The sequence below is a fragment of the Sodalis sp. RH14 genome (assembly GCF_047324285.1).
Classification (GTDB): Bacteria; Pseudomonadota; Gammaproteobacteria; order Enterobacterales; family Enterobacteriaceae; genus Acerihabitans.
Genome location: NZ_CP178739.1, coordinates 4,584,416 through 4,600,584 on the forward strand (window position 1 = coordinate 4,584,416; position 16,169 = coordinate 4,600,584).

The window sequence follows — 16,169 nt, forward strand, 5'->3', positions numbered from 1 at the left end:
ATGTTATCTGCGCAACCGCTGCTGGTGTACTTTTCCAGCAGCTCGGAAAATACGCATCGGTTTGTCGGCAAGTTAACGCTGCCGGCGCTGCGCATTCCCCTGGCGACCAGCCAGAAACTGCAGGTGGACCGGCCCTATATTCTGATAGTGCCGAGCTATGGCGGCGGCAGCCAGCACGGCGCCGTGCCGCCCCAGGCCGTCCGCTTTCTTAACGATGCAACTAACCGTTCCTGGCTCCGCGGCGTCATCGGTGCCGGTAACCGTAACTTTGGCGCAGCCTTCTGTCTGGCGGGCGATATTATCGCCAGGAAATGCCAGGTGCCGTTCCTTGATCGCATTGAGCTATTGGGTACGGCGGAAGACGTGGCGCGGGTACGTATGGGAGTAACCACATTTTGGCAACAGCAGAACTGAACATCACTCAACCCGGTCCGGCGCTGGCGGATTATCATGCCCTGAACGCCATGCTCAATCTCTATGACGAGCACGGCAATATTCAGTTCGATAAGGACCGGCAGGCCGTCGAGCGCTATTTCGAGCAGCACGTGGTGCCCAACACCCGGCGGTTTCCCTCCCTGGCCGCCCGGCTGCGCTATCTGGTGGATGAGGGTTACTACGAGGCGCAGGTACTGGCCCCCTACTCCCAGGACACCCTGGAGGCCTTGTTCCGGCAGGCCGACGCGCGCCAGTTCCGTTTCCAGACGTTTATGGGCGCGCTGAAATTCTATACCAGCTATACCCTGAAATCATTTGACGGCAAACAGTATCTGGAGCGCTTCGAGGACCGGGTATGCATGGTGGCGCTGACGCTTGCCGCCGGCGACGGCGCCCTGGCGTCCAGGCTGGTGGATGAAATGCTGTCGGGACGTTTCCAGCCCGCGACCCCCACCTTTCTCAACTGCGGCAAACAGCAACGCGGGGAGTATGTCTCCTGTTTCCTGCTGCGCATCGAGGATAATATGGAATCCATCGGCCGCTCGGTCAACGCGGCGCTGCAGTTGTCCAAACGCGGCGGCGGCGTAGCCTTTATGCTCACCAACCTGCGCGAGGCCGGGGCGCCGATCAAGCGTATCGAAAACCAGTCGTCCGGCGTTATTCCGGTGATGAAAATGCTGGAGGACGCCTTTTCCTACGCCAACCAGCTTGGCGCGCGCCAGGGCGCCGGCGCCGTCTACCTGCATGCCCATCATCCGGACATCATGCGTTTCCTCGACACCAAACGGGAAAACGCCGATGAAAAAATCCGTATCAAAACCCTGTCGCTGGGCGTGGTCATTCCGGATGTCACCTTCGAGCTGGCGCGCGACAATAAGCCGATGTACCTGTTCTCGCCCTACGACGTCGAGCGGATTTACGGCCAGCCTTTTTCGCAACTCAGCATCAGTGAAAAATACCATGAGATGGCGGCCGACCCCCGCATCCGCAAGACCAGCATCGACGCCCGGCAGTTTTTCCAGACGCTGGCGGAAATCCAGTTTGAGTCGGGTTATCCCTATATGGTGTTCGAGGATACGGTAAACCGCGCCAATCCCATCAAAGGCCGCATCAATATGAGCAATCTGTGCTCGGAGATCCTGCAGGTCAACAGCGCGACTGAATATAACGAGGATCTCAGCTACCGGCAGGTCGGCCATGATATCTCCTGCAACCTGGGCTCGCTGAATATCGCCCGCGCCATGGACGAACCGGATCTGGGCAATACGGTGGAAACCGCCGTGCGAGCCCTGACCGCCGTATCCGACATGAGCCGGATAAATTCTGTGCCCTCCATCGTCAAAGGCAACGACGCCTCCCATGCCATCGGCCTTGGGCAAATGAACCTGCACGGCTTTCTGGCGCGCGAGCATATTTACTACGGCTCGGAGGAAGGCGTGGATTTTACCGATATGTACTTTTACGCCGTCACCTACCATGCGGTGCGGGCGTCAAACCGCCTGGCCATCGAACGGGGTGTGACCTTCGCGGGTTTTGCCGACTCCCGTTATGCCAGCGGAGACTACTTTACGCCCTATGTCGAACGGCAATGGCGGCCTAAAACCGAACGGGTGCGGGCGCTGTTCGCCCGGGCCGGCATCGCCCTGCCCACCCGCGAGGATTGGCTGGCGCTGCGCGCGTCGGTGATGGCGCATGGACTCTACAACCAGAACCTGCAGGCGGTGCCGCCGACCGGCTCCATTTCCTATATCAATCATTCCACATCCAGCATCCATCCGATTGTCTCGCGCATCGAGATCCGCAAAGAGGGTAAAACCGGCCGGGTCTATTATCCGGCGCCCTTTATGGACAACGATAACCTGCACTATTACCAGGACGCATATGAAATCGGGCCGGAAAAAATCATCGATACCTACGCCGCCGCCACGCGCCATGTCGATCAGGGCCTGTCGCTGACGCTGTTTTTCCGGGATACCGCCACTACCCGCGATATCAACAAGGCGCAAATCTACGCCTGGAAAAAAGGCATCAAGACGCTGTACTACATCCGTATCCGCCAGTTGGCGCTGGAAGGCACTGAAGTCGCCGGCTGCGTCTCGTGCGCGCTGTAACGGTAAAGGAGACTATCACCATGACCACCGCTCAACCGATCTCCCGCGTCCAGGCGGTAAACTGGAACCGGATTGAAGACGATAAGGATCTGGAGGTGTGGAACCGCCTGACCGCGAATTTCTGGCTGCCGGAAAAATTACCGCTGTCCAATGATATCCCCTCGTGGTCGACATTATCCGCGCAGGAACAGGAACTGACCATCCGGGTATTTACCGGGCTGACATTGCTGGATACAGTGCAAAATACCGTCGGCGCGCCGGCATTAATGGCCGATGCGGTAACGCCGCACGAGGAAGCGGTATTCTCCAATATCAGCTTTATGGAGGCGGTGCATGCGCGCTCCTACAGTTCGATATTTTCCACGCTGTGCGCCATGCCGGAGGTGGATGCGGCATACCGCTGGAGCGAGCAGAACGAAGCCTTGCAAAATAAAGCGGCCATTATTCTGCGTCATTACCGCCATGACGATCCGCTGACGAAAAAAGTCGCCAGCGTCTTTCTGGAGTCCTTTCTATTTTATTCCGGTTTTTACCTGCCGATGTATTATTCCAGCCGGGCAAAACTCACTAATACCGCCGACCTGATCCGGTTAATTATCCGTGATGAAGCGGTGCACGGTTATTATATCGGCTATAAATTCCAGCGTGCGCTGGAACGGGCCACGCCCGAGCGGCGCGAGCAGATCAAGACCTTTACCTACGACCTGCTGCAGGACCTGTATGAGAACGAACTGCTTTACAGCGCGCAGCTGTATGACGGGGTCGGCTGGACAGCGGACGTTACGGCATTTTTGCATTACAATGCCAATAAAGCCTTGATGAACCTGGGTTATGAAGCATTATTCCCGGCATCGATGACCAACGTCAATCCGGAAATCCTATCCGCGCTGTCGCCCAACGCCGACGAAAACCACGATTTTTTCTCCGGTTCCGGGTCGTCTTATGTGATGGGCCGCGCGGTCAATACCGAGGACGAGGACTGGGCCTTTTAATCTCCCCGGCGCGCAGGAGCTATTTTTCCGCGCCCGGTAAGAGACTATTTCCGCTGATAACGGCTTACCCATGCCGTTATTTATTATAAATTCCGCCATCCCGATTTAATTGTTTCCCTCCCATGGGAGGGAATTATATATCCAGGGTTCATCCCCGCGGTTCCCTGCGTATCACCTGCCCCACACGACCTATCGTCTTTTCTGCCGTAAAATTATTCACTCTTAGCCCTTGACGCATGAAATTCACGCCAAAACCGTGCCTGTGCATTAAAAAAATTCGCAAGACTGTTTATTTCCCTAAGCCCTTGTCACGTTTAGCCGAAATGGCTGAAACGATAGCGGCTCAAGGACGGGATATTCAACTGGATAAGGCCTTGGGGGTTGTCTCAAATGCTCAGTATGTTAGGGTATACAGCGTTTTTATATTGGCAGGACCCTTAAATATATTAGAAAACCATACGGGAACTTGATAATTGCATGGCTGTTAAACTTGAAGTAAAAAACCTCTATAAAATATTCGGCGAACATCCCGAACGGGCATTTAAGCTGATTCAGGCAGGGCACGATAAGGATACCCTATTCGCCAAGACCGGTCTGACGGTGGGCGTAAAAGATGCCAGTCTGGCCATTGAAGAAGGCGAGATATTCGTCATCATGGGATTATCCGGTTCCGGTAAATCCACCATGGTACGCCTTCTCAATCGTCTGATAGAACCGACCCGCGGCGAGGTGCTGATCGACGGCGTCGATATCGCCCGGATATCCGACAACGCCCTGCGCGAGGTGCGGCGTAAAAAAATCAGCATGGTGTTCCAGTCCTTTGCGCTGATGCCGCATCTGAACGTGCTGGACAATACCGCGTTCGGCATGATGCTGGCCGGCATACCGGCGCAGGAACGCCACGCCAAGGCGCTGGAAGCCTTGACGCAGGTGGGGCTGGATAAGCATGCGTTGTCCTGGCCCGACGAGCTGTCGGGCGGCATGCGCCAACGCGTCGGCCTGGCGCGGGCGCTGGCGAACGACCCCGATATCCTGCTGATGGATGAGGCTTTTTCGGCGCTCGACCCGTTAATCCGCGCCGAAATGCAGGACGAATTGGTGAAGCTGCAATCCCGCCATCAGCGCACCATCGTATTTATCTCCCATGATCTCGACGAAGCGATGCGCATCGGCGACCGCATCGCCATCATGCAGGGCGGCGTGGTGGTGCAGGTGGGCACGCCGGATGAAATTCTCAACAATCCGGCCAACGACTATGTGCGCACGTTCTTTCGCGGCGTAGACGTCAGCCATGTTTTCAGCGCCAAGGATATCGCGCGCCGTCGTCCGGTAACGCTTATCCGCAAGACGCCGGGGTTCGGCCCCCGCTCCGCCCTTAAGCTGCTGCAGGATGAAGACCGCGATTTCGGTTATGTCCTGGAGCGCGGCCAGAAATTTATCGGCGTGGTGTCCATCGATTCGCTGAAAGCCGCCCTTGCGGCCAATCTTCCCCTGGAACAGGCGCTGCTCGAGAGCCCCGTGCCCGTGCCGGGAGATATGCCGCTCAGCGAGCTCATCTCCACCGTCGCCCAGGCGCCTTGCGCCGTACCGGTGGTCGGCGAGGAGAATCAATATATCGGCATTATTTCCAAGGGCATGTTGCTACAGGCATTAGACAAAGAAGGGGCGACCAATGAGTAAGCCAACCACCGATCCATGGGGCGGCGCGCAGGCCGCGCCCGCAGCCGACGCCAGCCAGGCCCAGTCCGCCGCGCCGCAGTCCGCCGATCCCTGGGGCGGGGCCGCCGCGCAGCAGCATGACGCCGTCGCGCAGACCGCCCCCGCCAACGGAGCGGGCAGCGCCGCCGACGCCTGGGGCAATACCGCCACGCCTCCCGCCGACGGCGCCGGGGCGCACACCGCCCAGCAGGGCGCCGACTGGCTCAACAGCGGGCCGGCTCCCGCGCCTGAGCATTTTAATCTGCTGGATCCGTTTCACACTACCCTGATCCCGCTCGATACCTGGGTCACCCACGGCATCGATTGGGTGGTGCTGCATTTCCGGCCGTTGTTCCAGGGTATCCGCGTGCCGGTGGATATCATCCTCGGCGGCTTCCAGCATCTGCTGCTGGGCATGCCCGCCCCGGTGGCCATCCTGGTGTTCGCCCTGCTGGCCTGGCAGATGTCGAGCCTGGGCATGGGCATCGCCACCCTGGTCTCGCTGGCGATTATCGGCGCCATCGGCGCCTGGGCGCAGGCCATGGTCACGCTGGCGCTGGTGCTCACCTCGCTGTTTTTCTGCGTGGTGATAGGCCTGCCGCTGGGCATTTGGCTGGCGCGCAGCGATGGCGCGGCCAAAATCATCCGCCCATTGCTGGACGCCATGCAGACCACGCCGGCGTTCGTCTACCTGGTGCCCATCGTCATGCTGTTCGGCATCGGCAATGTGCCGGGGGTGGTGGTGACCATTATCTTCGCCCTGCCGCCGGTGGTGCGCCTGACCATCCTGGGTATCAAACAGGTGCCGGAAGACCTGATAGAAGCCGCCGAATCGTTCGGCGCCAGCCCCGGCCAGTTGCTGTTCAAAGTGCAGTTGCCGCTGGCGATGCCGACCATCATGGCCGGGATTAACCAGACGCTGATGCTGGCGCTCTCGATGGTGGTCATCGCCTCGATGATTGCCGTCGGCGGCCTGGGCCAGATGGTCCTGCGCGGCATCGGTCGCCTGGATATGGGGCTTGCCACCATCGGCGGGGTCGGCATCGTGATACTGGCCATAATCCTCGATCGTCTGACGCAATCCCTGGGACGCGACAGCCGCAGCCGCGGCAACCGCCGCTGGTACGCCGCCGGTCCCCTGGGCCTGTTCACCCGCCCGTTTGCCAAAAAAGCCTGACCCTTTGCCGGGCGCGGGCTCCCCGCCCCCGGCGTCTGAAAGTTAAAATACATGATGAAAATCAACGAGAAGGATATTCCATGCATCACACCGGAATCTGGGCGCTAGCGCTCACCGCGGCGCTTGTCGCGCCACTCTCTTTTGCCGCCGATCTGCCGGGCAAGGGCGTGCAGGTGCAGCCCCTGCAAAGCACGATATCCGAAGAGACGTTCCAAACGCTGCTGGTCAACAAAGCGCTGGAAAAGCTGGGCTACGATGTCAAATCGAGCCGTGAGGTGGATTATAACGTCGCCTATACTTCCATCGCCTCCGGCGACGCTACCTTTATGGCGGTTAACTGGGATCCCCTGCACGCGGACCAGTATCAGGCGGCCGGCGGCGACGCCAGGTTCTATCGCCAGGGCAACTATGTCGAGGGCGCGGCCCAGGGCTACCTGATCGACAAAAAGACCGCCGATCAATACCATATCAAAACCATCGATCAGCTTAAGGATCCCAAGCTGGCTAAACTGTTCGACGCCAACGGCGACGGCAAGGCCGATTTGACCGGCTGCACCCCAGGCTGGGGCTGCGAGGCGGTGATCAACCACCAGATCCAGGCCTACGGCCTGGCCGATACCGTGGAGCACAACCAGGGCAACTACGCGGCCATCATTGCCGACACCATGGCGCGCTTCAAGGAAGGCAAGCCGATCCTGTATTATACCTGGACGCCCTATTGGGTCAGCGACGTGCTGGTTCCGGGCCGGGACGTGGTATGGCTACAGGTGCCGTTCTCTTCCCTGCCCGGCAAGCAGAAGGACATCAGTACCAAACTGCCTAACGGCGCCGACTATGGCTTCCCGGTAAACACCATGCGTATCGTCGCCAATAAAGAGTGGGCCAAGGCCAATCCCGCGGCGGCGAAACTGTTCGCCATCATGCGTCTGCCCATTAGCGATGTGAACGCGCAGAACCTGCGTATGCATGAGGGCCAGGCCTCGGAGGCGGATATCGAACGCCACGCCAACGGCTGGATTGCCGCGCACCAGGCGCTATTCGACGGCTGGATAAGCGCCGCCACGGCCGCCGCCGCTAAATGATACGGCGTCTTCGCGCCCGTTTATGGCGCGAAAACAGGTCACGTTAACCGACGGGGGGCATTCGCCCCTCGTTTTTTTGGCGCTTATGGGGAATAATAGCCCCCCGATTGGTAAACAGACTCACCAATGAAAACAAAAACAGATCACCCAAGTTTAAGTCCGGCGCTGATTATTATCATGGCTATCGCCACCGGATTGTCGGTCGCGAGTAATTATTACGCGCAACCCCTGCTGGACACCATTGCCCAGTCGTATCACCTGTCGGTGAACCAGGCCGGGTTTATCGTCACCGCCGCCCAGCTGGGTTATGCCTGCGGCCTGATGTTTATCGTGCCGCTGGGGGATAAGTTCGAACGGCGCGGCATGATAGTGGTCATGACGCTGCTGGCCGCCGCCGGTATGCTGGTCACCGCCTCGGCCGGCAGCCTGTGGCTGATGATAGCCGGCACGGCGCTGACCGGTCTATTCTCGGTGGTGGCGCAGATCCTGGTGCCGCTGGCGGCGACGCTTGCCGATCCGGCGAAGCGGGGCAAAGTGGTCGGTATGATCATGACCGGTCTGCTGCTGGGTATCCTGCTGGCGCGTACCGTCGCCGGCGCCCTGGCAAGCTTCGGCGGCTGGCGCACCGTGTACTGGTTCGCCAGCGCCCTGATGGTGGTCATGGCGCTGATACTGTGGTTCGCCCTGCCGCGTTATAAACAGTATTCCGATCTGAATTACCCGCAGCTGCTGGCCTCCATCCTGCGCATGTATGTCACCACGCCGGTGCTGCGCACCCGCGCGCTGATCGGCTGCGTGACCTTTGCCAGCTTCAGCAACCTGTGGACTTCCATGGCGTTCCTGCTGGCCGCGCCGCCGTTTTTTTACTCCGAGGCTAAAATCGGCCTGTTCGGCCTGGCGGGCGCCGCCGGCGCCCTGGCCGCATCCAGGGCCGGGCATCTGGCCGACCGGGGCAAGGCAAAAATCACCACCCGCTATGGCCTGCTGCTGCTCCTGGTCTCCTGGGCCTTTATCTGGTACGGCCAGCATCAGGTGATGGCGCTTATCGCCGGCATCGTCGTGCTGGATCTGGCGGTGCAGGGCGTGCATATCACCAACCAGAGCGTCATTTACCGCCGCATGCCGCAAGCGCGTAACCGTCTCACCTCCGGCTATATGACCAGCTATTTTATCGGCGGCGCCCTGGGCTCGCTGATTTCCGCCTCGGCCTACCAGATGGCCGGCTGGACCGGCGTATGCGTCGCCGGCGGGGCGCTGGGCGTGCTCAACCTGCTGTTATGGTGGCGTGGCCAGCATCATGAGGATAGCGGCGTAGCGGCCGCCTGAGGGCGTCGCACGGCGGGATGACTGTCGCGGCGTTCCGGCGGGCGATAGTCGCCGGAAGTGTCGCCATGGGAGATACGCACATGGACGCAAGCCAGGATCACCTGCCGGCGGCCCCAGGGACGCCGGCCACCTTTCGCGAGGGCATCAAGGACAGCCTGCCCATCGTCATCGGCTACCTGCCGGTGGCGTTCGCTTTTGGCCTGAACGCGGTGAAGCTGGGCTTTACGCCGCTCGAAAGCCTCTTCATTTCCTGCGTTATCTATGCCGGCGCCAGCCAGTTCGTGATAACCACCCTGCTCAGCGCCGGGATATCGCTGTGGGTCGCGGCGTTGACCGTCATGGCCATGGATGTGCGCCATCTGCTGTACGGCCCGGCGCTGCGTCACCGTATTCCCGGCGCCCTGTCGCGGCGCGCCACGGCGCTATGGGCCTTCGGCCTGACCGATGAGGTGTTTGCCGCGGCCATCGCCAAACTGATTAAGGATAACCGCCGCTGGTCGGAACGCTGGATGATAAGCGTCGCGGTCTGTTCGTGGCTATCCTGGGTCGTCGGCACCGCCGTCGGCGCGCTGTCGGGCAACGGCCCGCTGAACGACTATCCGGCGGTTGAGGCCGCGCTGTCCTTCATGCTGCCGGCGCTGTTCCTCAGTTTCCTGTTGGCGTCATTTCAGCGCCGGCAAAGCCTGGTATTGGCCGCGGCGCTGGCCGGCGCGCTGGCCGGGCTGCTGCTGCTGTCGATTCCGATGGCGATCCTGGCCGGCATCGGCGGCGGGTGCCTGGGTGCCTTGCTGGGCCCGGCGCGCGCCGCCAGGGAGGAATAATAAATGCATACCAGCGTGATTATCATCGGTTTGGTGGTCGGCGCGGCGAATTATCTGTTCCGTTACCTGCCCCTGCGTTTTGGCGGCGGGCGTAAATCAGCCGGCCCCGCCGGCGCCTGGGCCGGACGTCTTTTGGACGGCATAGGTTTGGCCTCCATATGCGCGCTACTGGTGGTCTCCAGTGTGCCGGAGGTGCTGCGCGCGCCGGCGAAACTACTGCCTACCCTGGCGGGTTTCGCGGTATTGGCGGCCTGTTTTTACCGCACCCGCAGCATCGTCATCGCCACCCTGGCCGGGGCGCTGTGCTTTGGCTTGGTATATAAATTAGTCATGCCCTAATCTATAGCTCTCTAAACTTTTCAGGACGACAATATTTACTTGAGTGATTACATTAGTTATTATATCCATAGAAACTAATGAGGCATAAATCATCATGGACAGTTCCTTCACCCCCATTGAGCAAATGTTGGCGCAACGCGCTAAGCAGCGTCCCGAGTTTCCCTACCAGGAAATCCTGCTGACCCGGCTATGCATGCATATGCAGAGTAAATTGCTGGAAAACAGAAACCGCATGCTGAAAGCCCAGGGCATCAATGAAACGTTGTTTATGGCCCTGCTGACCCTGGAGTCCCAGGAAAATCACAGTATCCAGCCCTCTGAACTCAGTTCCGCCCTGGGATCGTCGCGCACCAACGCCACCCGCATCGCGGATGAGCTGGAAAAACGGGGCTGGATTGTGCGTAAAGAGAGTGAGAACGATCGCCGCTGCCTGCATTTGCAACTGACCGACGCCGGCGAAAACTTTCTTAATAATCTCTTGCCGCCGCAGCATAAGTGCCTGGTAACGCTCTGGTCTACCCTCAATACCGACGAGCAGAAGCAGCTTGAAACGCTCACGCGCAAGCTGCTGACCAAACTGGACGAATTAATTGTCGAAGACGAAAAAGCCTGACCTGCGCGCGCGATTATGGCTCACTTCCCTGTGAGCCTCCCTGCGCGTCAATGAGTGCGGCGTTTTTGTCCCTGCGCGCTACGCGTTATTCTGTTTGCCCGGCAAACCCGCCGCACACTCAAGCGTGGTTTTGCCGCCACCACTCCGCCAGCAGTATGCCGGTAGCCACCGACACGTTCAGGCTTTCCACCCGCCCGGTACCGCCGATGGAAATCGCCAGATCCGCCTGTTCCACGATGGCGTCGGACAACCCTGCCCGCTCCTGGCCTATCACCAGCACCATCTTCGCCGGCATATTGACCCGGCCAAGCGACGCGCCTTTGTGGCTCGAGGTGGTGACGATGGTATAACCCGCCTGGCGGAAACGGTCCAAATCGCCGAATAAATCATCGGTATGTATGGCGCTGATATGCTCCGCGCCACCTTCGGCGGTACGTACCGCGGCGCCGGACTCCAGCGCCGCGCTGTCGCAGGTCATGACGCCTTTCACGCCAAAATGCGCGCAGCTGCGCAACATTGCGCCGAGGTTATGGGGATTGGAGACATCCTCAAGCGCCAGCACGCAATCTTTGTCCAGGGCTTTATCAAGATAGGTAACGGCATCCAGGCCGATGCGCTTTTTAATCAGGAAACAGACGCCGCCGTGATGATCGGTGCCGGATGCCAGCGCCAGCTCGTCCTCTTCCACCACATGGTAGGCTTTGCGATTGGCGGCCATCCAGCGCAGGGCGTCGCGAAAGCGCGGCGTAACGGATTGCACGAACCAGGCGCGCACGATGGAATCGGGACGGCTTTTGAATAAGGCCTGGCAGGCATTTTCGCCGTAAACCCGGGTTTCTTCCGCCCGCTGGCGCCGCAGCTGTTCGGGGTCGATCAGGCTTTTACCGCTGATGCCGCCGTGATCGGCCACCGCGGGGGTCTCATCGTTTTGGTACAGGGTCTTCCAGGGGGAGTCCGGCGCGGTGGACGGTCTGTCCCTGCGGGGCGCGTCGCCGCGACGGGCATCACCGCGGGGCGCGTCACCACGACGGGCGTCACCCCGGGGCGCGTCGCCGCGACGGGCATCACCGCGGGGCGCGTCGCCGCGGCGGGCATCACCGCGGGGCGCGTCACCACGGCGGGCATCACCGCGGGGTGCGTCGCCGCGGCGGGCATCGCCCCGGGGCGCATCGCGGCCCGGCTGGGGTGGACGAGAAGGACGACGAGGCTGCTCTTCTTCTTCTTTGCGCACGTACATAACACGGACCTTGCCGTTTTTACCCTTTAATGAATCGCTCATTTGTCTCTCCACCCATATGCTGGGCGCGAAGATTACCTGATCTTGTCTTTTTTAGCTACCGGGTAGAGGTAAAAGCCAGCAACTATCGAAGCCATCGGATAAATCATTTTGTACCTTCACATTTCTTTCACCATACTTCAGAACATCATTTCGATAAAGCGTGGATCTCATCGCCCGGCCGCCCTGTCGCCGGTTTAACCTCCACCCATAAGAGGCAATTGTATGAATACAGTATGTGCATCCTGTCTGGCCACCAACCGGCTGCCGGAACAGAAGGTCAACGACGGCGCGAAATGCGGCCGTTGCGGCGAGGCGCTGCTGGACGGCAAAGTGGTGCATGCCACCACCGACTCCCTCGATAAGCTGCTGCAAGACGATCTGCCGGTGGTGGTCGACTTCTGGGCGCCCTGGTGCGGCCCCTGCGTCGGCTTCGCGCCGATTTTCGAGGCGGTTGCCGCGGAGCGCCGCGGCTCGGTACGTTTCCTGAAGGTGAATACCGAAGCGGAGCCCCAGTTAAGCACCCGTTTCGGCATCCGCAGCATTCCCACCATCATGGTGTTCAGGCACGGTAAAATGGTGGATTCGCTGCACGGCGCTATGCCCAAAGGGCCGTTTGAAGAGTGGCTGGACGAAGGCCTGTCCATTCCGAGCCCGTCTTAAGCGGCCGCCGCCGGGCCACCCGCACATGCTGTGGCGGCGGGTGGCCCGGCGCGCCGCGACACTGCGTTTCCCGACAGCTCCGTCGGTAAATAGTTGTCCGCTTTCCCCGCCCGCTCCGGTAAACTCTCTCTTTTCTTGCGGGCTTCCCATGACAAACAACGCCGTGCTGGCGCTACGCCAATATCGTCTCGATCGCGCCACCCGGCCGTACCGCGCGCGCGGTTGCCGGGTCGTGCGCTGCGAACACTGCCTGCTGCCGCAGCCCGTTTGCCTGTGCGATCGCATTATCCCCATGACGTCGGTCAGCCGTTTCTGCCTGATCATGTTTGACTCCGAGCCCCTGAAACCCAGCAATACCGGACGCCTGATCGCCGATATCTTGCCGGATACCCAGGCTTTTCTCTGGTCGCGCACCGAGCCGGATACGGCACTGCTATCGGCTATTGCCGACCCCGCCCGCCAGCCTTATGTGGTATTCCCGGCGCACAACGTCGCCCCGGACCGGCGCGTGGTGCCGCAAATCGATGCCTGCGGCAAGCCGCCGTTGTTTATTCTGCTTGACGGCACCTGGTCCGAGGCCGGCAAGATGTTTCGCAAAAGCCCCTATTTGGCGGATTTTCCGATATTATCCCTTAACCTGGCTACCGTCTCCGCCTATCGTCTGCGGGAAGCGCACGGCGAAGGCCACCACTGCACCGCCGAGGTGGCCGCCACCCTGCTGCGCCAGACGGGGGACGCGGCGGCGGCGGATCGCCTGGGCGCGCATTTTGCGCTGTTTCGCAGCCGCTACCTATTGGGTAAATCGCACCATAACACCGCGCAAATATCTTCCGCCATCACAACACCCCGGCCTTAATGCGCTTACACTTGTCGGATGCGGCTGGATAGGAGACCACCGATGAGTCAACGAGGTTTGGAAGCGCTGCTAAGACCAAAATCCATCGCCGTGCTGGGGGCGTCCGACAAACCGGGCCGGGCCGGGAACCTGATGATGCGTAATCTGCTGAACGGCGGGTTCGGCGGCCCGATATTGCCGGTAACGCCGCGATATCCCGCGGTTTGCGGCGTTTTAAGCTATCCGGACGTGGCGAGCCTGCCCCTGGCGCCGGACCTGGCGATCCTGTGCACCCGCGCCAGCCGCAATCCCGGTTTGCTCGACGACCTCGGCAGGCTGGGTTGCAAAACGGCGATTATTCTCTCCGCGCCACCGGCCCAGTTTACCGAGCTGAAAGCCTGCGCCGCCCGTCACGGCATGCGTCTGCTCGGGCCGAACAGCCTGGGGGTACTGGCGCCGTGGCAAGGATTGAACGCCAGTTTTTCCCCGGTGCCCATCCATAAAGGCAAGCTGGCGTTTATCTCCCAGTCCGCCGCGGTATCCAATACCGTGCTGGACTGGGCGCAGCAGCGCGAAATCGGGTTTTCCTATTTTATCGCGCTCGGCGACAGTATCGATATCGATGTGGACGATGTGCTTGATTTCCTGGCGCGCGACGGCAAAACCAGCGCCATTTTACTGCACCTGGAGCACCTCAGCGACGCCAGGCGTTTTCTGTCGGCCGCCCGGGGCGCCGCGCGCAACAAGCCTATACTGGTCATCAAAAGCGGGCGCAGCCCGCAGGCGCAGCGCCTGTTGAACTATCCCCAGGGAAGGGATGCCGCCTACGACGCCGCAATCCAGCGTGCCGGGCTGCTGCGGGTGCGCGATACCCACGAATTATTTTCAGCGGTGGAAACCCTAAGCCATATGCGCCCGTTGCGCGGTGAACGGCTGATGATCGTCAGCAACGGCATTGCCCCGGCCGCCCTGGCGCTGGATGAGCTGCTCAGCCGTCATGGCAAGCTGGCGACGTTGAGCACCGCGACCCGTCAGGCCCTGCAGGCGGTATTGCCGGAGGGCCTGCCCGCCGCCAACCCGCTTGATTTGGCGGACGACGCCACTCCGGCCCGCTATCGCGCCGCCCTGACGGCGCTGCTTGACAGCACCGACTACGACGCGCTGCTGATTATCCACGCGCCCAGCGCCGCCGCCCCCAGCAGCGAGACGGCGCAGCAGGTTATCGAGCTGGCCAAGCTTCACCCCCGCGGCCGGCAGGTCACCCTGCTGACCAACTGGAGCGGCGAATTTTCCTCCCGGGAGGCCAGACGCCTGTTCACGGAGGCGGGGCTACCCACCTATCGCACCCCTGAAGGCGTGGTCACCGCTTTTATGCATATGGCGGAATACCGGCGCAATCAAAAGCAATTGATGGAAACACCGGCCCTGCCGGTCGGCCTGACGGTGGATACCGCCCAGGCGCACGCCCTGATCCGCCAGGCGCTGGAACAGGGCATTACCCGGCTGGCGACCCACGAGGTGCGCCCCATTATCGAGGCTTATGGCTTAACCACCCTGCCCACCTGGATCGCCGGCGACACCGCCGAGGCCGTCGCCGTTGCCGACCGTATTGGTTACCCTGTGGCGCTGAAGCTGCGCTCGCCGGACATCCCCCATAAATCCGAGGTCCAGGGCGTGATGCTGTCGCTGCGCAATGCGCAGGAAGTGGCCCAGGCGGCCAACGCCATGGCGGAACGCGTGGCGCAAACCTTTCCTCAGGCGCGCATCGAGGGCATGTTGGTACAAAGCATGGCCAGCCGGGCCGGCACCCAGGAACTGCGCATCCTGGTCGAACAGGATCCGGTGTTCGGCCCGCTAATCCTGCTGGGTGAAAGCGGGCATGAATGGCGACAGGCCGACCAAACGGCGGTAGCCCTGCCGCCGCTTAATATGACGCTGGCGCAGAATATGGTGCGCCAGGGCCTGAAAAAAGGCGCTATCCGCACCCATAGTCCGCTCTATTCGCTGGATATTGTCGCGTTAAGCCGCCTGTTGGTGCAGGTCTCCAACCTGCTGCTCGACTGCCCGGAAATCGTCCATCTGGATATCCATCCGCTGCTGGCCTGCGGCGGCGATATGACGGTGCTGGATGTCAGCCTTGAACTGGCCGAACGCCCGGGCGACCCCGAGGCACGCCTGGCGATCCGTCCTTATCCGCAGGCGCTGGAATCGGTGGTCACGCTGAAAAACGGCGAGCAATGCCTGTTCAGGCCCATCCTGCCCGAAGACGAACCGCTGCTAAAGCAGTTTATCGGCGCGGTCACGCCGGAAGATCTTTATTATCGTTACTTCAGTGAGATCACAGAATTTACCCATGAAGATTTGGCTTATATGACCCAAATCGACTACGATCGAGAAATGGCGTTTGTCGCGATCAGACAAAACGACGCGGGAAACACCATTATCGGCGTCACGCGCGTTTTTTCCGACCCGGACAATACCGAGGCCGAGTTTTCGGTACTGGTCAGGTCCGATCTCAAAAAAATGGGCTTAGGCCGCCTGCTGCTGCAAAAAATGATTGCCTACGCCCGCGATCACGGGCTCAGACGCTTGAACGCCATCACCATGCCCAGCAACCACGGCATGATTTCACTGGCAAAAAAACTGGGATTTACCGTCGATCTGCAGTTGGAAGACGGCATTGTCGCGCTATCGCTGTCGCTTGCGGGCGAAACCCGGCAACCACCCCCGGTCTAACATCAAGCGCGCATCAACCTGCGGCGAAACATAGCCACAATGGAGAAAAGTAATGTTATTATGGC

The 16,169-nt window shown here is 60.5% G+C and carries 14 protein-coding genes; 13 read left to right on the forward strand and 1 reads right to left on the reverse strand.

The genetic code is table 11. The annotated features are described in order from the left end of the window. The 10 genes from nrdI to mprA all read left to right on the forward strand — a co-directional run bounded on the left by nrdI (position 1) and on the right by mprA (position 10,594). Complete coding sequence (nrdI, locus tag ACL2XQ_RS20915) at positions 1-414, forward strand: class Ib ribonucleoside-diphosphate reductase assembly flavoprotein NrdI (protein ID WP_410013760.1); 414 nt, start codon at positions 1-3, stop codon at positions 412-414. Continuing rightward, positions 396-2,546, forward strand: coding sequence for a class 1b ribonucleoside-diphosphate reductase subunit alpha (gene nrdE / locus ACL2XQ_RS20920; protein WP_410013759.1), 2,151 nt, complete (start codon positions 396-398; stop codon positions 2,544-2,546). The genes nrdI and nrdE overlap by 19 nt, the downstream gene beginning before the upstream one ends. A 20-nt stretch (positions 2,547-2,566) precedes the next feature. Beyond that, on the forward strand, positions 2,567-3,538 hold the full coding sequence (nrdF, locus tag ACL2XQ_RS20925) for a class 1b ribonucleoside-diphosphate reductase subunit beta (RefSeq protein WP_410013758.1): 972 nt from the start codon (positions 2,567-2,569) through the stop codon (positions 3,536-3,538). Positions 3,539-4,015: 477 nt separating this feature from the next. After that, complete coding sequence (gene proV, locus ACL2XQ_RS20930; protein WP_410013757.1) at positions 4,016-5,218, forward strand: glycine betaine/L-proline ABC transporter ATP-binding protein ProV; 1,203 nt, start codon at positions 4,016-4,018, stop codon at positions 5,216-5,218. Further along, positions 5,211-6,413, forward strand: a complete 1,203-nt coding sequence (gene proW / locus ACL2XQ_RS20935) for a glycine betaine/L-proline ABC transporter permease ProW (RefSeq protein ID WP_413739642.1) — start codon at positions 5,211-5,213, stop codon at positions 6,411-6,413. Before proV ends, proW begins: the two co-directional genes overlap by 8 nt. Positions 6,414-6,493: 80 nt before the next feature. Then, on the forward strand, positions 6,494-7,495 hold the full coding sequence (gene proX / locus ACL2XQ_RS20940; protein ID WP_410013755.1) for a glycine betaine/L-proline ABC transporter substrate-binding protein ProX: 1,002 nt from the start codon (positions 6,494-6,496) through the stop codon (positions 7,493-7,495). A 126-nt stretch (positions 7,496-7,621) separates the two neighbouring features. Next, complete coding sequence (locus ACL2XQ_RS20945; protein WP_413721316.1) at positions 7,622-8,821, forward strand: MFS transporter; 1,200 nt, start codon at positions 7,622-7,624, stop codon at positions 8,819-8,821. Positions 8,822-8,901: 80 nt separating this feature from the next. Continuing rightward, complete coding sequence (locus ACL2XQ_RS20950; RefSeq protein WP_413723490.1) at positions 8,902-9,642, forward strand: AzlC family ABC transporter permease; 741 nt, start codon at positions 8,902-8,904, stop codon at positions 9,640-9,642. Between the two features lie 3 nt (positions 9,643-9,645). Then, on the forward strand, positions 9,646-9,981 hold the full coding sequence (ygaH, locus tag ACL2XQ_RS20955; RefSeq protein ID WP_410013753.1) for an L-valine transporter subunit YgaH: 336 nt from the start codon (positions 9,646-9,648) through the stop codon (positions 9,979-9,981). Between the two features lie 94 nt (positions 9,982-10,075). Beyond that, the gene (gene mprA / locus ACL2XQ_RS20960) at positions 10,076-10,594 is read left to right on the forward strand and encodes a transcriptional repressor MprA (RefSeq protein WP_413732051.1); all 519 of its coding nucleotides are present in this window, start codon (positions 10,076-10,078) and stop codon (positions 10,592-10,594) included. A 118-nt stretch (positions 10,595-10,712) separates the two neighbouring features. On the opposite strand, the gene ACL2XQ_RS20965 is transcribed toward mprA, so the two are convergent. Continuing rightward, the gene (locus tag ACL2XQ_RS20965; RefSeq protein ID WP_413739643.1) at positions 10,713-11,873 is read right to left on the reverse strand and encodes a tRNA/rRNA methyltransferase; all 1,161 of its coding nucleotides are present in this window, start codon (positions 11,871-11,873) and stop codon (positions 10,713-10,715) included. Between the two features lie 222 nt (positions 11,874-12,095). On the opposite strand from ACL2XQ_RS20965, the gene trxC reads away from it, so the two are divergent. From trxC to ACL2XQ_RS20980, 3 genes are all read left to right on the forward strand, one after another. Then, complete coding sequence (trxC, locus tag ACL2XQ_RS20970) at positions 12,096-12,533, forward strand: thioredoxin TrxC (RefSeq protein WP_410013750.1); 438 nt, start codon at positions 12,096-12,098, stop codon at positions 12,531-12,533. A 148-nt stretch (positions 12,534-12,681) separates the two neighbouring features. Continuing rightward, entirely contained in the window at positions 12,682-13,389 is a 708-nt protein-coding gene (locus tag ACL2XQ_RS20975; RefSeq protein WP_410013749.1) for a tRNA-uridine aminocarboxypropyltransferase, read from the forward strand. Positions 13,390-13,431: 42 nt separating this feature from the next. Next, entirely contained in the window at positions 13,432-16,104 is a 2,673-nt protein-coding gene (locus ACL2XQ_RS20980) for a bifunctional acetate--CoA ligase family protein/GNAT family N-acetyltransferase (RefSeq protein ID WP_410013748.1), read from the forward strand. The last annotated feature ends 65 nt before the right edge of the window (positions 16,105-16,169 follow it).